The 20,305-nt window shown below is 38.1% G+C and carries 21 protein-coding genes, 1 tRNA gene and 1 pseudogene; 2 read left to right on the top strand and 21 right to left on the bottom strand.

Annotation, left to right across the window (positions count from 1 at the left end; translation table 11 throughout):
* Positions 1–55: 55 nt before the first annotated feature.
* From H4J62_RS19325 to rlmE, 19 genes and pseudogenes are all read right to left on the bottom strand, one after another.
* Complete coding sequence (locus H4J62_RS19325; RefSeq protein WP_182231365.1) at positions 56–400, bottom strand: hypothetical protein; 345 nt, start codon at positions 398–400, stop codon at positions 56–58.
* Between the two features lie 456 nt (positions 401–856).
* Complete coding sequence (locus tag H4J62_RS19320) at positions 857–1,036, bottom strand: hypothetical protein (RefSeq protein ID WP_182215865.1); 180 nt, start codon at positions 1,034–1,036, stop codon at positions 857–859.
* 440 nt (positions 1,037–1,476) lie between these two features.
* Positions 1,477–1,809: a DUF6488 family protein gene (locus H4J62_RS19315; RefSeq protein WP_182215863.1), complete on the bottom strand. Its 333-nt coding sequence runs from the start codon at positions 1,807–1,809 to the stop codon at positions 1,477–1,479.
* Between the two features lie 76 nt (positions 1,810–1,885).
* A complete protein-coding gene (locus tag H4J62_RS19310) occupies positions 1,886–2,437 on the bottom strand; it encodes a hypothetical protein (RefSeq protein WP_182215861.1) in 552 nt (183 codons plus the stop codon).
* Positions 2,438–2,487: 50 nt separating this feature from the next.
* Positions 2,488–3,186, bottom strand: a complete 699-nt coding sequence (locus H4J62_RS19305) for a HupE/UreJ family protein (protein ID WP_182215859.1) — start codon at positions 3,184–3,186, stop codon at positions 2,488–2,490.
* Positions 3,179–6,322 carry an efflux RND transporter permease subunit gene (locus H4J62_RS19300; RefSeq protein WP_182215857.1) on the bottom strand — a complete coding sequence of 1,048 codons (3,144 nt, stop codon included), beginning with the start codon at positions 6,320–6,322 and terminating at the stop codon, positions 3,179–3,181. Before H4J62_RS19300 ends, H4J62_RS19305 begins: the two co-directional genes overlap by 8 nt.
* A 72-nt stretch (positions 6,323–6,394) precedes the next feature.
* Complete coding sequence (locus tag H4J62_RS19295) at positions 6,395–7,630, bottom strand: efflux RND transporter periplasmic adaptor subunit (protein ID WP_182215855.1); 1,236 nt, start codon at positions 7,628–7,630, stop codon at positions 6,395–6,397.
* 2 nt (positions 7,631–7,632) lie between these two features.
* Entirely contained in the window at positions 7,633–9,048 is a 1,416-nt protein-coding gene (locus H4J62_RS19290; RefSeq protein ID WP_259364933.1) for a TolC family protein, read from the bottom strand.
* A gap of 47 nt (positions 9,049–9,095) precedes the next feature.
* Entirely contained in the window at positions 9,096–10,064 is a 969-nt protein-coding gene (locus H4J62_RS19285; RefSeq protein ID WP_182215853.1) for a M56 family metallopeptidase, read from the bottom strand.
* Positions 10,061–10,450: a BlaI/MecI/CopY family transcriptional regulator gene (locus H4J62_RS19280; protein ID WP_182215851.1), complete on the bottom strand. Its 390-nt coding sequence runs from the start codon at positions 10,448–10,450 to the stop codon at positions 10,061–10,063. Before H4J62_RS19280 ends, H4J62_RS19285 begins: the two co-directional genes overlap by 4 nt.
* 102 nt (positions 10,451–10,552) lie before the next feature.
* Positions 10,553–10,765 (bottom strand): annotated as a pseudogene (locus tag H4J62_RS19275) (transposase); the annotation flags it as partial.
* 128 nt (positions 10,766–10,893) lie between these two features.
* Positions 10,894–11,211 (bottom strand): VF530 family DNA-binding protein, encoded by a 318-nt coding sequence (locus tag H4J62_RS19270; protein ID WP_182215849.1) that lies wholly within the window; start codon positions 11,209–11,211, stop codon positions 10,894–10,896.
* Between the two features lie 495 nt (positions 11,212–11,706).
* A tRNA-Leu gene (locus tag H4J62_RS19265) sits at positions 11,707–11,791 on the bottom strand.
* Between the two features lie 12 nt (positions 11,792–11,803).
* Positions 11,804–12,199, bottom strand: coding sequence for a preprotein translocase subunit SecG (secG, locus tag H4J62_RS19260; RefSeq protein ID WP_182215881.1), 396 nt, complete (start codon positions 12,197–12,199; stop codon positions 11,804–11,806).
* A 4-nt stretch (positions 12,200–12,203) separates the two neighbouring features.
* A complete protein-coding gene (tpiA, locus tag H4J62_RS19255) occupies positions 12,204–12,974 on the bottom strand; it encodes a triose-phosphate isomerase (RefSeq protein WP_182215847.1) in 771 nt (256 codons plus the stop codon).
* Positions 12,975–13,088: 114 nt separating this feature from the next.
* Complete coding sequence (gene glmM, locus H4J62_RS19250) at positions 13,089–14,426, bottom strand: phosphoglucosamine mutase (RefSeq protein WP_182215846.1); 1,338 nt, start codon at positions 14,424–14,426, stop codon at positions 13,089–13,091.
* A 46-nt stretch (positions 14,427–14,472) separates the two neighbouring features.
* Positions 14,473–15,255: a dihydropteroate synthase gene (gene folP, locus H4J62_RS19245; protein WP_182215879.1), complete on the bottom strand. Its 783-nt coding sequence runs from the start codon at positions 15,253–15,255 to the stop codon at positions 14,473–14,475.
* A 181-nt stretch (positions 15,256–15,436) separates the two neighbouring features.
* Positions 15,437–17,398, bottom strand: a complete 1,962-nt coding sequence (ftsH, locus tag H4J62_RS19240; RefSeq protein WP_070373824.1) for an ATP-dependent zinc metalloprotease FtsH — start codon at positions 17,396–17,398, stop codon at positions 15,437–15,439.
* 131 nt (positions 17,399–17,529) lie between these two features.
* Positions 17,530–18,156, bottom strand: coding sequence for a 23S rRNA (uridine(2552)-2'-O)-methyltransferase RlmE (gene rlmE, locus H4J62_RS19235; RefSeq protein ID WP_182215844.1), 627 nt, complete (start codon positions 18,154–18,156; stop codon positions 17,530–17,532).
* A 117-nt stretch (positions 18,157–18,273) separates the two neighbouring features.
* Between rlmE and yhbY the strand changes: the two genes are divergently transcribed.
* Together yhbY and H4J62_RS19225 are read left to right on the top strand one after the other, a co-directional pair.
* Positions 18,274–18,570 (top strand): ribosome assembly RNA-binding protein YhbY, encoded by a 297-nt coding sequence (yhbY, locus tag H4J62_RS19230; RefSeq protein WP_070373826.1) that lies wholly within the window; start codon positions 18,274–18,276, stop codon positions 18,568–18,570.
* A 179-nt stretch (positions 18,571–18,749) separates the two neighbouring features.
* Entirely contained in the window at positions 18,750–19,103 is a 354-nt protein-coding gene (locus H4J62_RS19225; RefSeq protein ID WP_182215843.1) for a rhodanese-like domain-containing protein, read from the top strand.
* 93 nt (positions 19,104–19,196) lie between these two features.
* Here H4J62_RS19225 and H4J62_RS19220 read toward each other — a convergent pair whose 3' ends face one another.
* Both H4J62_RS19220 and pyrF read right to left on the bottom strand, forming a co-directional pair.
* Positions 19,197–19,502, bottom strand: a complete 306-nt coding sequence (locus H4J62_RS19220; RefSeq protein WP_182215842.1) for a helix-hairpin-helix domain-containing protein — start codon at positions 19,500–19,502, stop codon at positions 19,197–19,199.
* Positions 19,503–19,644: 142 nt separating this feature from the next.
* A partial coding sequence (gene pyrF / locus H4J62_RS19215) for an orotidine-5'-phosphate decarboxylase (protein WP_182231364.1) occupies positions 19,645–20,305 on the bottom strand: 661 nt, incomplete at its 5' end.

Genomic DNA, 20,305 nt, shown 5'->3' with positions numbered 1-20,305 from the left:
CCAACACTAATAAATAGTTCCTCGCTCAGCGAGGTTTAAAAGGCATGATATAGACCTAGATTTTAAAATAATGACGCGAAATTATAGCGATGCTTGATATAAGAGTCGACCCTTTAATGACGTTACTCTTCATCTCTTTATCTTTCATTTTTATTTCTTTTTTTTCCATTTTAATTTCTTTATCTTTCAATTTACCTTTGGACTTCTCTGCCTGCTTCATACATTTTTTCATCATGGCGATTGCGACAGGATCCTTCATTTCAATCTTTCTGTTATCCATTTTGCTACAATCAGCTTTTTCAGCTTTTTTTGCATGTAATTTTGGATCATGTGCTGTAGCCGTCATTGATAAAGTAATGGTTGGTATCAATACCAAAGCTAATTTTGTTAAAGTTTTCATGGTTTACTCCTACGTTAATAAAATATTAATGGGTTATTGTATAAATTCATCAAATGCAATATTTTTTGCATCAATGCTTTGGGTTATCAATAAATCAATGGTTGTGCTCATCATGTCTGATGGCCCATACAAATTAAATTCAACACCTTCGATTTGGAAAATTTTGTTAATATTTGATATTAGTTATTCTTGAACATAACCTTTAGTGCTCAGCCAATCTTTAGTAGCCCCAGATAACACAGTTCTAGTGCCACAAAAAAGTAAATGTCCCTTTTAATTAAACTACCATTTTCAGGGGGTAATTAATTGTTCTTCAATTAAAGACTTAATTGGTGCCATACCAGATCCAGCGCCGATTAATATCATCGTTTTATTACTTGATGGTTTTGCATGAAAATATTAAAAGGGACCTAGCGTCTCTATTTTCTGACCTACGGCTAAGTTACATAAATAACTTTAACCTACACCAGGAAATACACTTTTGTTAGGAGCATTTTGTATCTTAATGTTAAACACCAGCTCTTCTGCACCACCGTTATTTTGACCATTAGCCAAGGAATAACTTAGAATACAGGCATTATTCTCATATTCCAAATGTTCAATATGATGCCAGTAGGGTTTTAATGCTTCAGGCAAACGCTACGGAATATATCCCTCCCTTGTCAGCAAAAATAAATATAATGAAATCCACATTCCCTTTACAATCAGCAAAGCTTTTTGAGGTTTTTGTCCACTCGAACAATAGAATTAATAACTATAAAAAACTAATTGAACAAGCCTTGGTTGCGTCGAGACAATCTCAGATTTATTTTTACTTAACTATCCTCTCGGCTCTTAGCTACCTCAATTGTGGCCTGAGTACTCATCAGTCTCGTTACCTGAAAACATAACTATAATGGAGTATTACTGATATATTTTATATAAGGTCTCAAAGCATAACCATCAACATCTTTAGAGCAAAATTCCGTTATAACTAACGAATAATCGCTATATTTCATTCATATAAAAAGAAATACGAGCGATTCCATGTAAAAGTACCAAGATAAAAGGAGAATGTTATTCCCCTAATTTTTAAATTAAAACTTCGCTTCAGAATTTACTTTTAATACTTCGCCTGACATTGTCATCAGGAAATAAATTGTTTTATTTTCTGATTTATTGTTAGCACTAACAATATAACGGTTAGCTTCTGCCGCATGTAGTTTGAAACTTTCTGAAGTCAAACTCTTCCAGCTCGAGTCTAATTTTCCAACCTTGAAACCTAAATCTTTAAAAGTCAGTTTTTGGGTAGCTTTAGCTGCAATTTGTGTTGCTACTTTAGGGCTTATTGTTCCGTGTTCAGTATGCGCGAATGCTGAACTTGTGCTACATATCAATGTAATGAATAAGGCTGCTATTAAAGTTTTCATTTTGGTACTCCAATTATTTTAATTAAATTCAAAGTATGTTTGTTTTTTTATTATTTGAGGTGATTATTTGAGGTGATTATTTGAGGCCATGCTCGGTGTATTCACCTTTTACAATAAGTTGAACAGTGACTGGGGAGTCAGAGGTGTTTTTCCAATACCAACCATGAGAACCAGCAAATGGTGCCGTAAAACTCCCTTTCATTTCACCCAGTGTTGCTATTGCATAACTTTCAAAATAGCCCGTTGTGTCGCCTTCTGGTTCGCCATGTAAATCAAAATACAATGCTGACCTATCTGTTATCCATTCATATTCAAGCTTTTGGTATTGCGCCATGATAAATTTGTATTCAACACCGCGACCAGCAGGAACAATTACTTCAATGGTTTCTGTAGCAACTTTTGATTTTTCGGCGGCTTCTCGTGAAGAGAGTGGAGTAGACGCTTCGGCCTTTACGTTGTGAAAAACGGTTAGTCCAAGTTCATGCCCAATCCCTGTGGGATCAATATTATACTCAGCAGGCAATATAATGGTTAAAAGTGTAATTGCTGCAAAGACTAAGCTAAACAGTGTGTATTTGAGCAATGCTGAATTCGTTAAAGTTATAGTTTGTGGCGTTGTTTTTTGCATCGTTTTATCTCTTAAATTAGGGTAAAGTTTAATAGTAAAAATTTAATAAATTAGTTAATGAAATAACCAGTCAGTTGAAAACCTACCAACATAAACCCTGCACTCATCAACAAACAATTCGTGTTTGTCGCAAAGCGAGTGAAGCTGCTATGTTTACGCCAAAAATTAATCACTAAAAGAATAAAGGCCAAGGCGGTAAACTGTCCTAATTCAACCCCAACATTAAAGGCAATTAAATTAGTAATTAAGCCGTCATCAGGAAGTTGAAACTCTTGTAACTTGGTTGCTAAGCCAAAGCCGTGAAAAAGACCAAAAATCAGTACAGCAAGCTTGGCATTGGGTGATTTACCAAAGAGTCGATTAAAGCCACCTAAATTATCAAAGCCCTTATAAACAACCGATAGCCCAATAATGGCATCGATCACATAAGCATTAACTTGTATGTCACTGATCACGCCAAACAATAAGGTTAAGCTGTGCCCTAGCGTAAACATACTGACATACAATAGAACATCTCGACTTCTATATAAAAAGAACAGCACACCTACTAAGAACAATAAATGATCGTACCCCGTCACCATATGCTTAGCACCGATATACAAAAATGGGATAATTTGTACACCAGTGTTTTGTAGTAAAAATGCTCGTGTGCTTTCATCGACACCATGAGCAAAGGCTTCAATCGGTAACCATATGGCTAGTAAAGCGATAAAACTCGACAAGCTATATCGCTGTATAATATTAAACATTAACGGTTTCCTTTGAATGAGTTGTTTCAGTGGAGATTTCTTCGCGATGTAGTAAACGATATAAAGCTGGAAGAACGAATAGCGTCAATATAGTTGAGGAAATCACCCCTCCGATCACCACAGTCGCTAGTGGGCGTTGAACCTCTGAGCCAATGCCCGTATTAAGTGCCATAGGCACAAAACCTAATGAGGCAACAAGCGCGGTTGTTAGCACAGGTCGAAGTCTTGTCAATGCACCTTCGATAATAGCCGTATCTAAAGCAGCTCCTTCGCGTCTAAGTTCTCGTATAAACGAGACCATAACTAGGCCATTTAAAATAGCGATGCCTGATAAAGCAATAAAACCAACAGCGGCTGATATTGAAAAAGGAACATCTCTCAACAGTAAAGCAAAAATACCACCTGTTAAGGCTAATGGAACACCAGTGAAAATAATCATGGAATCTTTAAATGAGCCTAAAGCCAAGAAAAGAAGACCAATAATCATCACCAACGTAATAGGAACCACGATAGATAGGCGCTCTGATGCTGATTGTAATTTTTGGTAGGTGCCGCCATATTCAATCCAGTAACCCGCAGGTATTTCAACAGACTCATTAATTGAAGCTTGAATATCCTTAACAAATGACCCTAAATCTCTCCCTCGAACGTTAGCGGTAACAAACACTCTACGTTTGCCATTTTCTCTATTGACTTGGTTTGCACCTTCAACCAATACCAATTCAGCTAGCTCCTGTAATGGAACATAACTGTTATCGAACATCTGTATTGGTAGGTAAGCCAAGGCATCAACATCAGTTCTTAGCGCTTCTGGAAGACGTACTACTATGTCTGCACGTTGATCACCTTGATAGAACTTACCCGCAATCGTACCGCCTAACGCTGTGGAAAGTTGATCTTGTAGTTGCTTCACGCTTATTCCATATTTTGCTAGCTGGGCAAGTTTTGGATTAATCGTCATTAGTGGTAAACCAGTCGTTCTCTCTACTTGAATATCAGCAATCCCCTCAACATTAATAATAGCTGCGTTTATGCTCTTTCCTAACGCTGCTAAAGTCTCAAAATCATCTCCAAACACTTTGATAGCCAGCTCTGCACGAACTCCTGATAACAACTCATTAAACCGCATTTGTATTGGTTGTAAGAACTCATATCGATTACCCGGTATAGGCTCTACTACGGCTGCTAATTCCTCAACAAATTGTGCTTTAGGTTTATTAGGATTTGGCCATTCACTGCGTGGTTTTAAAATAATAAAATTATCGGCAACACTGGGTGGTACAGCATCTGTTGCAACATCGGCTGTGCCTATTTTTGCAAAGACACGTTCAACTTCTGGCATTTGATTGATTTTTTCTTCTAAGACTTTTTGTAACGCGACAGCTTGCGACAATGATGTACCGGGAATACGCAAGGCATGCATGGCGATATCACCTTCATCAAGGTTTGGCACAAATTCGCTACCAAGTTTATTGGCAGAAAATCCTGCTAAGCCAACAAGTCCAACTGCGAAAACCACAACAAACCAGCGAACTTTAAGCGCAAATGTTAAAGAGGGACGATAAAGCGCTAAAGATGATTTTATAATGATATTTTCTTTTTCTTTTACAGGGCCTTTGAACAAAATAGCAATAGCTGCCGGAACAAAAGTTACAGATAAAAACATTGCACAACATAATGCTATAACAACGGTTATTGCCATAGGGTGAAACATTTTACCTTCGACACCCGTAAGCGCAAAAATAGGTAAATAAACAGCAGTTATAATAAATACGCCAAATAATGCCGGACGGATGACTTCTTTAGTTGCTTCATAGACCAGTGCTAATCGTTCATTAACTGCCATGGTACGACCATTCGCAGAAGCTGAGCTGAGCTTTCTTAGACAATTCTCAACGATGATAATAGCACCATCAACAAGTAGTCCAAAATCTAACGCCCCTAAACTCATTAGATTGGCACTTACGCCTACTTGTACCATGCCCGTTACGGTCATTAACATCGCAAATGGGATAACCGCGGCAGTAAGTAATGCCGCTCTCATATTGCCTAACAATAAAAACAACACGACAATAACTAATAACGCCCCTTCAAAGAGGTTCATTTTTACTGTATCGAGTGTCTTTTCAACTAAGGTAGTACGGTCATACACAGCGGTAACGGTAATACCTGAGGGTAAACTCGCTTTAACTTCGTCTAACTTTATACCAACCGCTTTAGCAACATTTCGACTGTTCTCACCAATGAGCATGAAAACGGTACTCATCACAACTTCTCTACCATTTTGGGTTGCTGCACCTGTTCTTAATTCTTTTCCTTCTTGTACTTTAGCGACATCAGAAATTCGAATTACACTTCCTTCAGTTGTCCTAACAGGAATATTAGCGATAGCCTCTAAACTTTCTACCTGTCCGGGAATACGTAATAACCATTGAGCGCCATTTTTTTCTATAAACCCAGCGCCCTTATTATCATTATTATTTTCGATCGCTTGAATAATATCTTGCTGATTAAGGCCAAATTCCAGTAGCTTTTTAGGCTCAAAGGCAACAAGTATTTCACGTTTAAAACCACCAATAGGGTTAACTTCAACCACACCATCCACTTGCATTAACTGAGGGCGAATAATCCAATCATGAACCGTTCTTAAATCTGTAGCTGTTATTAACTTCCCTTCATCATTACGTGCATTAGGCTCAGAATCCACGGTAAACATGAATATTTCACCTAACCCAGTTGCTATAGGTCCAAGTTCAGGCTCTAAACCAAAAGGTAAATCTGATTTTGCTGAGACTAAGCGTTCATTCACTAATTGCCTGGCAAAGTAAATATCAGTATTATCACTAAAAATGGCGGTTACCTGCGATAAGCCATAACGTGAAACAGAGCGTGTACTCACTAAATTTGGTATGCCTGCCAATGCGGTTTCTAATGGGTAAGTAACCCGTTGTTCCACTTCAAGCGGTGTATATCCAGGGGCTTCGGTGTTGATCATTACCTGAATGTTGGTAATATCAGGGACGGCATCGATCGGCAACTTGGTAAAATTCCAAAGACCAAGTCCTGCGAAGGCGAGTACCGCCAACATAATAATTGAGTTTCTACGAATAGAAAATCTGAGTAAATATTCGAGCATTATTTTTCCTTTAAAAGTAAGTCTTTTAGGCGTAAACTTTTTTACTGATTGTTGTAATTAAAAGGGAAACCTTTAGTGGTCATGTGATGCGCCAGATTTTTCAACATCGGCTTTGAGAATATAACTATTCTCAGTGACATATTCAGTGCCTAGGGATATACCGCCTAACACTTCAATTTCATCCCCCACTATGCGGCCTAATTCAAGCATTCTTACTTCATATTCATTACCAACCTTGGCATAAACCACGGTAAAATCACGAAAGCTCTGCAATGCGTTACGCTTTACCGCCATCGCTACGTCAAATGAGCCAATTTCAATTCTTGCACTTACAAAAGAGCCTTCAGATAATAAGGAATCACTATTGTTTACTAAGACACGAAATAGCTTCGCCTGATCATTCCTAACTTTTAATACTCGGCTATCAATTTTACTTGTGTACTGTTCTTCAACACCATTAATGTTAAGCGTTGTTTTTGCGCCAATATTAATTTTGGCTAAATCCAAAGGAAAAACAGCTAGCTCCGCAACTAAGGTTTCATCATTAGTCACCGTAAGTAATATTCGGCCTTTAGATTGCTCACCAGAAGTAACGTTAACCGCACTCACAATGCCTTTTTGAGTTGATGTCACCTGATAAGATTGCAAACTTTCATTACTTTCCAGAGTGAGTAACAATTGACCTTTCTTAATTGCATCACCTAGCTTGACGTGAACTTTTTTAACCAGTCCATCGAATCGAGCGTAAACATTACTGCTAGCATCGGCTGGTAACGTTAAGTTTCCAAACACCTCAATGCTTTCATGGAATGTTGATGGCCCGACAACTTCAGTACTAATTTCCATTGCCTCTGCAATTTTTTCATCAATACTTGTTCGACCTTCAAAATTGTCATATTGCCAACTGTAAGTTTTTCCCTGGTATTTAGCCGTTAGAGAGACAATAAATGAGTGAGGTTCGTAGATAACCATATCACCACGAAGATACTGGCCTTCTTGAAAAAAATTAATGTCATCGACACCATCACCTAATCGGGTCAATTTTACATTTAGCTCTACTTTCGCAGGGTCGATAGCTTTTCCATTCTCAGTTGCCCACACACGAAACTCAGGGGGTACTCCCGTTTCAAAAATGGATAGTTCAATGGCAAAATTATCTTTTTTCAATAGTCGTCCACGATTCGGCCCTTTCTCTGGCTCGGCTTCTTCTACCTTTTGCTCTGAAACGGCAAGGCTAGAGAAACTTGTACTTAAGCTAACAAAGCACAGTGTGCTGATTAGAGTTAATATTTTAAATGTTGATTTCATGATTATTTCTCGTTATTTTTTTCAATAGATTGAGCGTTAAAAGGTGTATTAGCGTTTTTATTAATGGCAACTAGAGACGTACCCGTTAATCGTTCTATTTCAATATTGTTTAAATGTGCATTTTGATAAGCAGCAATCAAGTCTGACTGAGCATCTAATAATTCTTTTTGAGTATTTGTCCACTCGGTATAGCTATATCGGCCAATTTTGTAAGCTTTTTCAGCTTCAACAAAAGCTTGTTCAAGCACAGGTATAAGGTTTTCAGTCATAGCATGAATGACATGTTGGCTGTGTTTCATTTGTTCAATAAGCACATACAACTGGGTATTCAATTGATGAACGAGTGCTTGTGACGCTGTTTCTAATTCAGTTTTAGAGGCGTGTAACGCATTTATTTTCCCTTGATTTTGATTGCTATCACCAAAAGGAATTGAAATTCCAGCGACTAAACCAAAATCATCGGTTGTTTCGTAACGTCTTAATCCCGTTGTAAATTTCCATAGTGGTTTAGTTTCAATACGAGCAAGTTCAATCTCAGACTGGACAATTCGCTGTTTTGTAGCGAAAAGACTGACCGAAGGTAGTTGTTTTAGATGAGTAAATAATGAATCAACATCGGTGCTATTGGTTAAAGGTAAATGGGGTAACGATAATAATGACCCAATGATGTTAGTTTCTTTATGTTGCTCGCTTTGCCCCTGTCCTTGCCACTGCGCCAATAACTGATATTTACTGGCATCTACTTCATGAGTTAAGTCTTCAACAACTAATTCTCGTTTAGCGACTTCAGCTTGTGATTTTAGTTTATCAACTAAAGAAGACTTTCCTGCATTTACACGTTTAGTAACGGCTTCAAATGATTTAACCGCTTGCTTTAAGCTCATTTTTGACAGTTTTAATCGCTCTTCATTGACCAATACTTGGATAAAATATTTTGCTGTTTGTGCGGCTAAATCTAGCGCTTTAATTTCTCGCGCGAATGCAACGGTTGATCCCTGAATTTTAGCATTTGCCACTCTGTTTTTTACTAGAGCGTTATCTAAAATCCATGAGATAGATAGTGTGGATTGCGCACTTTTAAAGCCACTATGATCACCCGTACCCATTGCATCCTCAATGGTAAGTCCAATTTCTGGTCTAACCTGAATACCAGCTTGTTGAGCATACCCCTTATAAATATCAGCTTGATTAGCAAATACTTTTAGCTCTGGGTGCATATGCATTGTTTGAGATATTGCCGTAGATAAGTCAAACGATTTCAAGGGGTTGTCTTCTGAGTATGCATAACCTGAGTATGTATAAGCTGAAAGTGTTGAAGTGATCATCAGTACCACAGCGCTAAATTTTACATAACGCCTTGACAAAAACCGATTGGCGGTCGGTTTTTTATTTGTGAATGATTGAGTAAATAGTTTCATTTTTAATACCTTAGAGTGAGCCTTGGAGTAAGCCTTAAATTATTATTTTAATGATCGAATAGCGTTTCAATAGCGTGATGGAGGCTATCTACTGATGTCATTGATATGACGGCTAATAGTATTATTGTGAGTAAAACCACTTTCATTGGAAAAGGTTTGAGTTGAGTATCATTGAGCAATTCTAATACTCTTTGCTCAATGGATTGACGACAAAAGTGAACGAGTAATTCGCTTTTGAACTGTTCATGTATGGAATATTTAGCCGCTAACTTAGTAAATCTCACTAACGTACTAGCAACATTGTGCGCCTGTTGTTGAGTTTTTACGAAGAAAGAATCAGCCGCTTGCTCCATGGTAATTGCCATCATCGATTTCAATATTTTCTTAACATTAGGTGAAAAGTAAGAAGACAATAATGAAAACACCCACTTTTGTAGCGGGTCAGCATAGTATAAATGAGCAAGTTCATGTTGAATGATGATTTCAATGTCATCTGAATCTAGTTGCTCCATCAAGCCTGTAGATATAAAGCACGATGGTTTAATTAACCCACCTGTGAATGCTGTCGGGATCGATGAATTGATTATAAAGACGTTCTCACTCTTCTTTGTCGCTAAAGTGCGCAACAAAATTATCTGATAGTGATTTTTGTAGGCTACAACTAGACTTCGAACAGCAATAGTGAGACTGAAGCCGATGAAGAGAATTAAACTAATACTATGCCAGCTTAAAAAATAATAAATATTAGGATGATGCCAGTGAGCTAATTCAGTTAACCATACAAACATTGCCCCTGATTGAAAAAGAGGGCTAAATAACAGCGTTACAAATAATGCAATAATCCAAGGTGAAAGCACACATAACCAGAGTAACGATTTACGGGTAGGCACAGTGTAACTTTGAATTTTATTTTTTACCGACCAAAAAGCAAGCGAAATAAAGCCATTGGCAACGATAAAAGCTAATACGGCAATCGTGAGTAAATTAAATGCTAACGCCCAATGACCATAAATCATTTTTCGGCCTTTGTTTTTAATTTTTTGCGCTGTTGCTCAATCATAGCTTCAAGTTTATCCAACTGATCCTCATCTAGATCAGATGAAATTGAAGAAAAAGCCGCAACAACGCTATTTTCATCTTTAACAACAAAATCATGAGTAACACTTTTAATGAGTTGGCCTATCAATTCTTGACGAGCAACTTTAGGGAAGTATAGATATGCGTGGCCGTTCTTTACCCGACTTAATAGATCTTTTTTAAATAAGCGATCTAACGTGCTTTGAATGGTATTAAGAGAGCCGCCTCGATTTTTCTCGAAATAGCTATGTACCTGCTTAGCGTCAGCAGGCTGTGCCTTCCAAAGGTATTCCAATACTTGTTTTTCTAGTTCACCGAGTTGCATAGACTTTTCACTACCCTATTTAAGTATTGTGATATTGTCACATTAAAAACCGAGTGGCAATCGGTTTTTAGATTTATTCCACTAAATCTTCTACTTTAGATAATGATTACTCATTACAGCATAGGCACGCACGTCAATCGCAAAGACTTCGATAAGAAAGTGTAACTTCTCTTCTACCCACTCTCTGCGGTGATCAAAGCTTTGACCTGACAAGGCATCTTCGCCACATAAAAAAGCAACTCGAACACAACGCACAACACAATGATAATAAGGGGTATCTACTAAACTGATTTGTTGTTTCCTTGGCGTAGCCATAAATCACCTGTGATTATGTCGCTTGGTTATTTCAGTGTAGTGCATCGGTAGGGATGAGCAATTCTATTAAAATTACTAGGTTGGGTGTCCTATTAATATATTAAAGTCGCATAAGTCTATTTGTTTTTCTATGTTGGCCAAACGAAGGGAGCGGGCTTGTTGGAAGTCGTTTTTGCTACTGCTGTATTTTGGGCGAGTATCCCCCTTATTAATTTCCCCGTTTCTTTATGCTTACTACAAAATGTTTTCAAGTATAAAATTTCAACTCTACTGCGTGCCCAAGGGGTTGTACGCAGAAATTTCAAACTTGATTTGAGGCGCGGTTTATTGGTGAAACAACGAATATTAAGTAACTCACCCATCTTATCCCAACCAATTTTCTTCTCTAGATCGGTTAGGATTTGTTCAAGTTTCACGCCGTGGAGTGGATCATTACTTTTATTCATAGTCTACTTAAATTTAAAAATAGCATTGTAACAAGTTTACTAAATATTGACAGAATTATGCGCTTAACTCAGGTAAAAGTGCAGATAGAACTTTATAGAAAAATTAATATTGTCAATGAGCAGACATAGATATTATTCACGACCTAAGTCAACACCCCTTCAAATTAACGCGTTTAGTAATTCAGTTATTTAGCGCAATAAAAAAGGCTTACATTGCTGTAAGCCTTTTCTATAGTATTGGTGCAGATGGAGAGACTCGAACTCTCACGACCTAAGTCACCACCCCTTCAAATTAACGCTTCTAGTAATTCAGTTATTTAGCGCAATAAAAAAGGCTTACATTGCTGTAAGCCTTTTCTATAGTATTGGTTCAGATGGAGAGACTTGAACTCTCACGACCTAAGTCAACACCCCCTTCAAATTAACGCGTCTAGTAATTCAGTTATTTAGCGCAATAAAAAAGGCTTACATTGCTGTAAGCCTTTTTCATAGTGTTGGTGCAGATGGAGAGACTCGAACTCTCACGACCTAAGTCACCACCCCCTCAAGGTGGCGCGTCTACCAATTCCGCCACATCTGCATTTTTAAAACTTTACTTTGGAATGTCGTTATCACTCGCTTTTTTAGTCGCTGCAGGAATATCGCTATTCTCTGATGACTGACCTGGCTCTACACTTTCGCTAGGGATTGATGAATCGCCTGGTATAGTTTGCTCTACAGGAGTGTTTAAGTTGTTCCACTCATCGGTAGATTTAATTCTATTTGCCGTCAAGTTACCTAACACTAAGCTGATAACAAAGAACGCGATAGCTAACCATGTAGTCGCTTTAGTTAAAAAGTTACCTGAGCCACTTGAACCAAATATTGTTGCTGAAGAGCCGGCACCAAAAGATGCGCCCATATCTGCGCCTTTACCTTGTTGGATTAGAACTAAACCAATTAAACAAATTGAAACAATTAAATAAGCAATAATTAACGATTGATACAACATTTTAAGATCCTTTGGCTGACGAGCAAATTATTTTGAATTCGTCGACTTTTAAACTAGCACCACCAATAAGACCACCGTCAATATCAGTTTGTGCAAATAATTCTTCACAGTTAGCAGCATTTACGCTACCACCGTATAATAATGGCACTTTATTCGCGATAGTATCATCAGCATTAGCTAAAAATTGACGAATAAATAAGTGTGTTGCTTGTGCCATTTCTGGAGATGCTGTTTTGCCAGTACCAATAGCCCAAACAGGCTCGTAAGCAATAACAACATCTGTAAATTTTTCTATACCTATTTCGTCAATTACTGGCTGTAATTGTGAAGCGAGTACTGTCTCTGTTTGTTCAGCAGTTCGTTCATCTTCACTTTCACCAATACACAATATAGGTGTTAAACCAGCATTCAATGTTGCTTTAACTTTATGAGCAACTTGTGTACTTGTTTCTTTGTAAATGCATCTTCGTTCAGAGTGCCCTACAATAACATAATTTACAGAAACTTCCTTGAGCATATCAGTGGATATTTCACCGGTATATGCTCCACTTTGATGCTCGCTTACATTTTGCGCACCTAAATGGATGTTTGCTTGTAAATTTTCACTTTTAGCACTTATTGTAAATGCTGATAGAAAAGGAGCAGGAGGACAAACAACAACGTCGACATTTTTAGCTAGCTTGACACTATTTAATCCTGAAATCATTTCTTTTATCAGCGAGAAACTTCCATTCATTTTCCAGTTTGCGGCTACTATTGCTTGTCTTTTCATTTATCTTTCCTAATTAAAGCGGCGAGATATTAACTAACCTACGAACAAGATACAAGTGTTTAACTTAATATCTTGTTCATTTGCTTATTATTCAACCGTCTGACGTCTATTTTGTTAACAAGCGGCTTTAACAGCATCAGCAATTACATTTGCTAGCTCAGTAACTTCTATTAATTCTGGTCCTTCAACCATAACGCGTATTAAAGGCTCAGTACCTGATTTACGTAATAACACGCGACCACGCCCTGAGAGTTGCTCATTGACCGTATGTACAGCAGCGACGACATTCTGCGCCGTTAACGGGTCATTGTCACCGGTAAACCTAACATTAACTAACACTTGTGGTAATTTAGTCATTCCTTGGCGGAGTTCATGTAAGGTTTTATCACCACTGCAAACAGCGGTTAATACATTTAACGCGGCGATAATACCATCACCCGTAGAAGTATTTTTTAAATTGATCACATGGCCAGAGTTTTCAGCGCCCAACTGCCAACCTTTTTTGTTGAGCATTTCGGTAACATATCGATCGCCTACTTTGCTGCGAGCAAAAGGTATACCCATATCTGCAAGCGCAATTTCAAGACCCATATTACTCATCAGTGTACCAACAACACCACCACTAATAACGCCGCTTTGTAAATCGTTTGAAGCGATAACGTAGACACATTCATCACCATCAAGCACATAGCCGGTATGATCAACCATCATCAAGCGATCGCCATCACCATCGAGTGCAATACCTAAATCAGCCTGATGTTCAACAACAGCCTTACTGATAGCGTCCATTGATGTTGCACCACATTGGTCGTTAATATTGGTACCATTAGGCGATGTACCAATTTCAATCACTTGTGCACCTAATTCACGAAACACGTTAGGTGCAATGTGGTAAGTTGCACCGTGTGCGCAATCAACAACAATTTTAAAATCTTTTAAGGAATATTGGCTAGGGAAATTACTTTTACAAAACTCAATATAGCGCCCAGCAGCGTCTTCAATTCTTGTTGCTTTACCTAATTTAGCCGATTCAACACAGCCCATTTCTTTATCTAATTGAGCTTCAATAGCCAGTTCTACATCATCGGGTAACTTCTCACCATTTTGTGAGAAAAACTTAATGCCGTTGTCATAAAATGGGTTATGTGATGCACTAATAACGATACCCGCTTCAGCGCGAAAAGTTTTAGTAAGGTAAGCAATTCCTGGCGTCGGCATTGGTCCCAATAAGCCAATATCGATACCTGCAGCAGAAAAACCAGCTTCCAGGGCTGACTCAAGCATGTAGCCTGAAATTCGGGTATCTTTACCGATAAGTACTTTTTTTGTGCCTTGGGCAGCTAGTACGCGGCCAGCGGCATAACCTAATTTCATCACAAACTCAGCGGTGATTGGGTATTGTCCTACTAGGCCTCTTATGCCATCGGTTCCAAAATATCTTCTTTCTGACATTTTATTTGTCCTTTATATTTACTTTTTTAGTATATTTAATGATGAGTTATTTATTTATGGTGGTAGCTTGTAAAACTTTTAAAGCATCGACTGTTTCTTTTACATCGTGAACACGAATAATTTTTGCCCCTTGCTGAGCGGCTATAATGGCTGTTGCTAAGCTACCCGCTAAGCGTTCATTAACCTCTCGATTAAGAAGATTACCGATCATCGATTTTCTCGACAGTCCTGCCAATATAGGCAAATCTAGGCATTGAAATTTAGCCATATTCGACAATAAACTATAATTTTGTTCTAACGATTTACCAAAGCCAAAGCCAGGGTCTAAAATAAGACGCGAAGTATTAATACCCGCTTGTGCACAGGCTAAAATTCTTTCGTGAAAGAAAGTGGTAATGTCGTCTATTAAATTAACGTAGTGAGGATTATGCTGCATGGTTCGAGGTAAACCTTGCATATGCATTAAACAAATACCAACACGTTGATCTTGTGCTAATACCGGTAAGCAACCTTCATTTTGCAGGGCTCGAACATCATTGATGATACCTGCCCCATGAGTGATGCCCTCAGACATTACCGCGGCTTTACTGGTATCAATAGAGACAATGATATTAAAACGCGCATTAATGGCTTTTAATACGGGAATAACACGCGCTAACTCATCTTTAACAGAAACGTCTTTAGCGCCTGGACGCGTTGATTCGCCCCCGATATCAATAATGGTGGCGCCATCGGCTATCATCTGTTCAGCTTGTCTTAACGCAGAGTCAATACGAGAGAATTGTCCGCCGTCAGAAAATGAGTCTGGGGTTACATTTAAAATCCCCATCACCTGCGGGGTTTCAATATTAAGAAAATGTGTACCGCAAGGTAGATTTTTCAACAAAACTTATGCTCTTTGTGATTATTCTGTATAGAAATTTATTTTATAAAAAACAACTTACTGTCAGTAAAGTAAATTAACTTTTATAAAATAAAGCCTCGTTAATCGAGGCTATATTTAAAGGCTATTAATCAGCAGAGGCGTCACTAGGTTTATCTAGATCTGGCGCTACTTCTTTTTTCTCAGCTTTATCTTCTTTAGTATCAGAAGAGGCATTGTCATCAGCTTTAGGTGGCTTCTTTGAATCAGAGTGATTATCCCACTCAGCCATTGGCGGACGAACTTCTCTGCGTTCCATTAAGTCATCGATTTGTCTAGCATCGATAGTTTCGTAATGCATTAACGCATCTTTCATTGTCTCTAAAATATCACGGTTCTCGTTCAATATCTTTTCTGCACGTTGATAATTACGGTCAACAAATGCTTTGATTTCAATATCAATCGCTTGTGCAGTTTCGTCAGACATGTTCAACGATTTAGATGATGAACGACCTAAAAACACTTCACCTTCTTCTTCAGCAAATAACATTGGACCCAATTTTTGTGAGAAGCCCCACTGAGTAACCATTTTACGAGCAAGTTGAGTCGCACGTTCAATATCGTTAGATGCACCGGTAGAAACTTTCTCAAAACCGTAAATCATTTCTTCAGCGATACGACCACCGTAAAGTGACGAAATATTACTTTCTAAATGCTGTTTACTATGACTAAACCTGTCTTGTTCTGGTAAATACATAGTGACACCTAAAGCGCGGCCACGAGGAATAATACTTACCTTGTAAACGGGGTCATGATCTGGCACTAAACGACCAACAATCGCGTGCCCTGCTTCATGATAAGCTGTCATGGCTTTTTCTTCTTCGCTCATAACCATCGAACGACGTTCAGCACCCATTAATATTTTGTCTTTCGCTTTTTCAAATTCATCCATCGATACAGTGCGGCGAGCCGAACGTGCAGCGAATAATGCGGCTTCATTAACTAAGTTAGCTAAATCTGCACCTGACATGCCCGGTGTACCACGTGCAATAACTGATGCTTTAACATCGTCACCCAAAGGTACTTTGCGCATATGCACTTTAAGAATTTGTTCGCGACCACGAATATCTGGTAGACCAACCGTAACTTGACGGTCAAAACGACCAGGACGAAGTAGTGCTGGATCTAAAACGTCTGGACGGTTAGTTGCGGCAATAACGATAACGCCTTCATTACCTTCAAAACCATCCATTTCAACCAACATTTGGTTAAGTGTTTGTTCACGTTCGTCGTGTCCACCCCCCATACCTGCGCCACGTTGGCGACCTACCGCATCGATTTCATCGATGAAGATGATACAAGGGGCTGATTTTTTAGCTTGCTCAAACATGTCACGCACACGAGATGCACCAACACCAACAAACATTTCAACAAAGTCAGAACCTGATATAGTGAAAAATGGTACTTTAGCTTCACCAGCAATAGCTTTTGCCAGCAAGGTTTTACCTGTACCCGGTTGTCCTACAAGTAAGACACCTGAAGGAATACGGCCACCAAGTTTTTGGAATTTAGTTGGCTCTTTTAAGTAATCAACAAGCTCAGAAACTTCTTCTTTCGCTTCGTCGCAACCAGCAACATCAGCAAAAGTTGTTTTTATCTGATCTTCACTTAAAAGTTTCGCTTTAGACTTACCAAAAGACATCGCTCCTTTTCCACCACCGCCTTGCATCTGACGCATGAAGAATATCCATACACCTATCAACAAAATCATTGGGAACCAAGAGATAAAAATAGTGGTTAGAAAGCTAGTTTCTTCCGGCAATTCACCAGAAGCATTAACGCCTTGTTTAACTAAATCGTTAATTAAATCACGATCGAAACCACCAGGAATAACAGTAACAAAGGCTTCACCACTACGTTTTGTGCCTTTGATAACACCATTACGATCAACATTTGCGTCACGGATCTGTCCTTGACGGACATCTTTAATGAAACGCGTGTAATCAACTTGTTGTTCAGTAGTGGTGCTCGGAGTGAACCCTTGGAATACCGACATTAAAACAACCGCTATTACCAACCATAAAATAAGATTTTTTGCCATATCGCTCAACTTAATGACCTCTTGTACTTTGAATGAACTTTTACTTAACCGTCAACTAGCACAGATAAACGGCTAGTTCTGAAATCAACCTAAACTTTTAAGTTGATGAGTCGTAATTTACTATAATTTAACGCTCGGAGCTATTTAAATCCGGTAGCAACCAAATATACTTCGCGTGAACGTGCACGTGACGAATCTGGTTTACGGGTTTTTACTGTTTTAAATGCTCCTCTTAAGTCTTGCATAAATTGCTCAAATCCTGCTCCTTGAAAGACTTTAACAACAAATGCGCCATTTTTCTTTAATACCTGATTACACATGTCTAATGCTAATTCAACAAGATACATACTTCTTGCGGCATCGGCACCGTCATTACCGGTAAAATTAGCGGCCATGTCAGACATAACAACATCGATATCTTTGCCGCCAATACGGTTTAGTAATGCATTAAGTACCGGTTCTTCTCTGAAGTCGCCTTGTAAAAAGTCAACACCAGCAATAGGGTCCATTGCCAGGATATCACAAGCAATAATTTGCCCGCCACTTCCAACGGCTTTGACCGCATATTCTGACCAACCTCCTGGTGCAGCACCTAGGTCGACCACTTTCATGCCTTTTTTAATCAGCTTATCTTTAACGTTTATTTCTTCAATTTTAAAGTATGCTCTAGAACGCACACCGAGTTTCTGAGCTTTTTTTACATACTCATCATCAAAGTGTTCTTGCATCCAACGGGTACTACTATTACTTAATTTCTTTTTACTCATTAATTTAACTTAATTAATTTGTTAATAATGCAAAACGATTTAACGTTTTATTAGTATTACAGAGTAGATGGAGGTAAAATAGTATTAATTCAAGCTAACTTGTAACGAAAATTGTTAATGAGCCTAAATAAAAAACAAATACAGTATTTAAAAGGTCTTGCGCACCCATTGAAACCAGTGGTTTTATTGGGTAACAACGGCTTAACAGAGGCAGTAGTTGCCGAAATTGATTATTCATTAAATCATCATGAATTAATTAAAATTAAAATCCCAACCGATGATCGTGACAGTAAAGCATTAATTGTTGAAGCTATTTGCCGTGAAACAGCGTCAATTAAAGTTCAAGTAATTGGTAAAACATTAATTATTTATCGTCAGTCACCAGAAAAGAAAATAAGAATTCCAAAAATTTAATTTTTACATTCTTATCTAAAAGAGCTTCGGCTCTTTTTTTATGTCTAAAATTTATGACTACACGCAGACTGACATTTAAAGATTACATTATTGACAACTATATTAGGATATCCTAATGTAGCTGTAATAGAAAAACGATATTGACTCTTTTTAATCATTAAATATTAAGGCATTTATAAATGTTGAAAACTATCCCGACACTGATAGCTGAAATTAGAAAAAACATTCAAACTACATCGGCTCATGATGCTTACCTAAGTGCGAAAAAAGAGAAAAGCCTCTTTATTGACGTGCGTGAAGCGCAAGAAGTTGCCACTAGCCCAGTGATAAATTCAGTTAATATTCCACGTGGTGTTTTAGAGATGAATATTGGTAGCTGCACGACTGATGAAGACCAGCGTATATATCTTCATTGTGCAACCGGCGGCCGGGCGAGTCTTGCTGCTGAACAATTAAACCGTTTAGGCTATAAAAATGTTTGGGCTATTATATGTCAGCATAATGATGTTTGTTCTGCACAAGAAAAAAGTTAGCATCGCGACAATAACCCTACATTTTACTTAAGAGTAAAATTGAAAAGGCTAAACAATTGATTTGTTTAGCCTTTTTTATCTCTTCAAGGAATACTAGATCGTTAGTTTTGATTTATTTAACGCTAATATTTGCCCGCCAATACCTTTAACATTCAACAAGTCTTCGACCGAGATAAACTTACCGTTTTCATTTCGGTATTTGACAATGGCTGCCGCTTTTTTCATGCCTATGCCTTTTAATAAGGATAAGGTCTTAATATCAGCATGGTTTATATCAATACGCTCGTCAATTTGATTAACATTGGCATTGGGCTCATTACCACCGACACTTTCAGCAAAGCTTAATGACGAAAAAGTAAAGGTCAGGCAAATAAGTAAGATTTTTGAAAAATTAATCATGATTATATCCTTTTATTGTAAATTCCATTACGCCTCACAAACAATAAACTGTTAATTTATTATTAATAAGACGTTAATAGGTTTAGGATAAAATTTTACTTTTGTCAATTTATAGCCATTAATAAAATTATGCTAATTGACCTTAATTAAGCGATAAATTAATCGACTGCAAAACTTGCTGTGGGTTTTCAGCTTGAGTAATAGGTCTGCCAATAACTAAATAATCAACACCAACGGCCATTGCCTGCTCTGGCGTCATAATACGTTTTTGATCATCACTGGCGGCACCTGCAGGTCTAATACCTGGCGTGATAAGCTTAAAGTCTTTACCTAAAGCGCTTTTCAGGCTTTGAGCTTCCTGTGCTGAACAAACAACACCATCAAGGCCAGCTTCTTTTGTCAACTTTGCTAGCAGCATCACTTGCTCGGCTGGCGTTCGCGTAATACCTAAGCCCAGTAAATCTTCTTCACTCATACTGGTTAAAACAGTGACGGCAATAAGTAATGGGGCGTTATCACCGTATTTTTCTAATGCCTGTTTAGCTTTAACCATCATTTCATGTCCACCACTGGCATGAACATTAACCATCCACACCCCCATCTCTGCAGCAGCGGTTACCGCTTTTGCTACGGTGTTAGGAATATCGTGGAACTTTAAATCTAAAAAGACATCGAAGCCGCGACCCGTCAATTCTTTAACAAACGCAGGTCCAAAATGAGTAAACATTTCTTTACCCACTTTTAAACGACAATCCTTTGGTTGAATCTTATCAACGAATGCAAGCGCATCCGCTTTTTTATCG

The sequence above is a fragment of the Colwellia sp. BRX8-5 genome, assembly GCF_014077325.1.
Classification (GTDB): Bacteria; Pseudomonadota; Gammaproteobacteria; order Enterobacterales; family Alteromonadaceae; genus Colwellia_A.
This window is presented reverse-complemented; position numbering and strand designations above follow the sequence as displayed.

Bases quoted from the DNA above. Each gene is read 5' to 3' on its own strand.
- H4J62_RS19325 (WP_182231365.1), bottom strand. From the start codon at position 400: ATGAAAACTTTAACAAAATTAGCTTTGGTATTGATACCAACCATTACT.
- H4J62_RS19315 (WP_182215863.1), bottom strand. From the start codon at position 1,809: ATGAAAACTTTAATAGCAGCCTTATTCATTACATTGATATGTAGCACA.
- H4J62_RS19310 (WP_182215861.1), bottom strand. From the start codon at position 2,437: ATGCAAAAAACAACGCCACAAACTATAACTTTAACGAATTCAGCATTG.
- H4J62_RS19305 (WP_182215859.1), bottom strand. From the start codon at position 3,186: ATGTTTAATATTATACAGCGATATAGCTTGTCGAGTTTTATCGCTTTA.
- H4J62_RS19300 (WP_182215857.1), bottom strand. From the start codon at position 6,322: ATGCTCGAATATTTACTCAGATTTTCTATTCGTAGAAACTCAATTATT.
- H4J62_RS19295 (WP_182215855.1), bottom strand. From the start codon at position 7,630: ATGAAATCAACATTTAAAATATTAACTCTAATCAGCACACTGTGCTTT.
- H4J62_RS19290 (WP_259364933.1), bottom strand. From the start codon at position 9,048: ATGAAACTATTTACTCAATCATTCACAAATAAAAAACCGACCGCCAAT.
- H4J62_RS19285 (WP_182215853.1), bottom strand. From the start codon at position 10,064: ATGATTTATGGTCATTGGGCGTTAGCATTTAATTTACTCACGATTGCC.
- H4J62_RS19280 (WP_182215851.1), bottom strand. From the start codon at position 10,450: ATGCAACTCGGTGAACTAGAAAAACAAGTATTGGAATACCTTTGGAAG.
- H4J62_RS19270 (WP_182215849.1), bottom strand. From the start codon at position 11,211: ATGAATAAAAGTAATGATCCACTCCACGGCGTGAAACTTGAACAAATC.
- tpiA (WP_182215847.1), bottom strand. From the start codon at position 12,974: ATGAAAAGACAAGCAATAGTAGCCGCAAACTGGAAAATGAATGGAAGT.
- glmM (WP_182215846.1), bottom strand. From the start codon at position 14,426: ATGTCAGAAAGAAGATATTTTGGAACCGATGGCATAAGAGGCCTAGTA.
- folP (WP_182215879.1), bottom strand. From the start codon at position 15,255: ATGGGGATTTTAAATGTAACCCCAGACTCATTTTCTGACGGCGGACAA.
- rlmE (WP_182215844.1), bottom strand. From the start codon at position 18,156: ATGAGTAAAAAGAAATTAAGTAATAGTAGTACCCGTTGGATGCAAGAA.
- yhbY (WP_070373826.1), top strand. From the start codon at position 18,274: ATGAGCCTAAATAAAAAACAAATACAGTATTTAAAAGGTCTTGCGCAC.
- H4J62_RS19225 (WP_182215843.1), top strand. From the start codon at position 18,750: ATGTTGAAAACTATCCCGACACTGATAGCTGAAATTAGAAAAAACATT.
- H4J62_RS19220 (WP_182215842.1), bottom strand. From the start codon at position 19,502: ATGATTAATTTTTCAAAAATCTTACTTATTTGCCTGACCTTTACTTTT.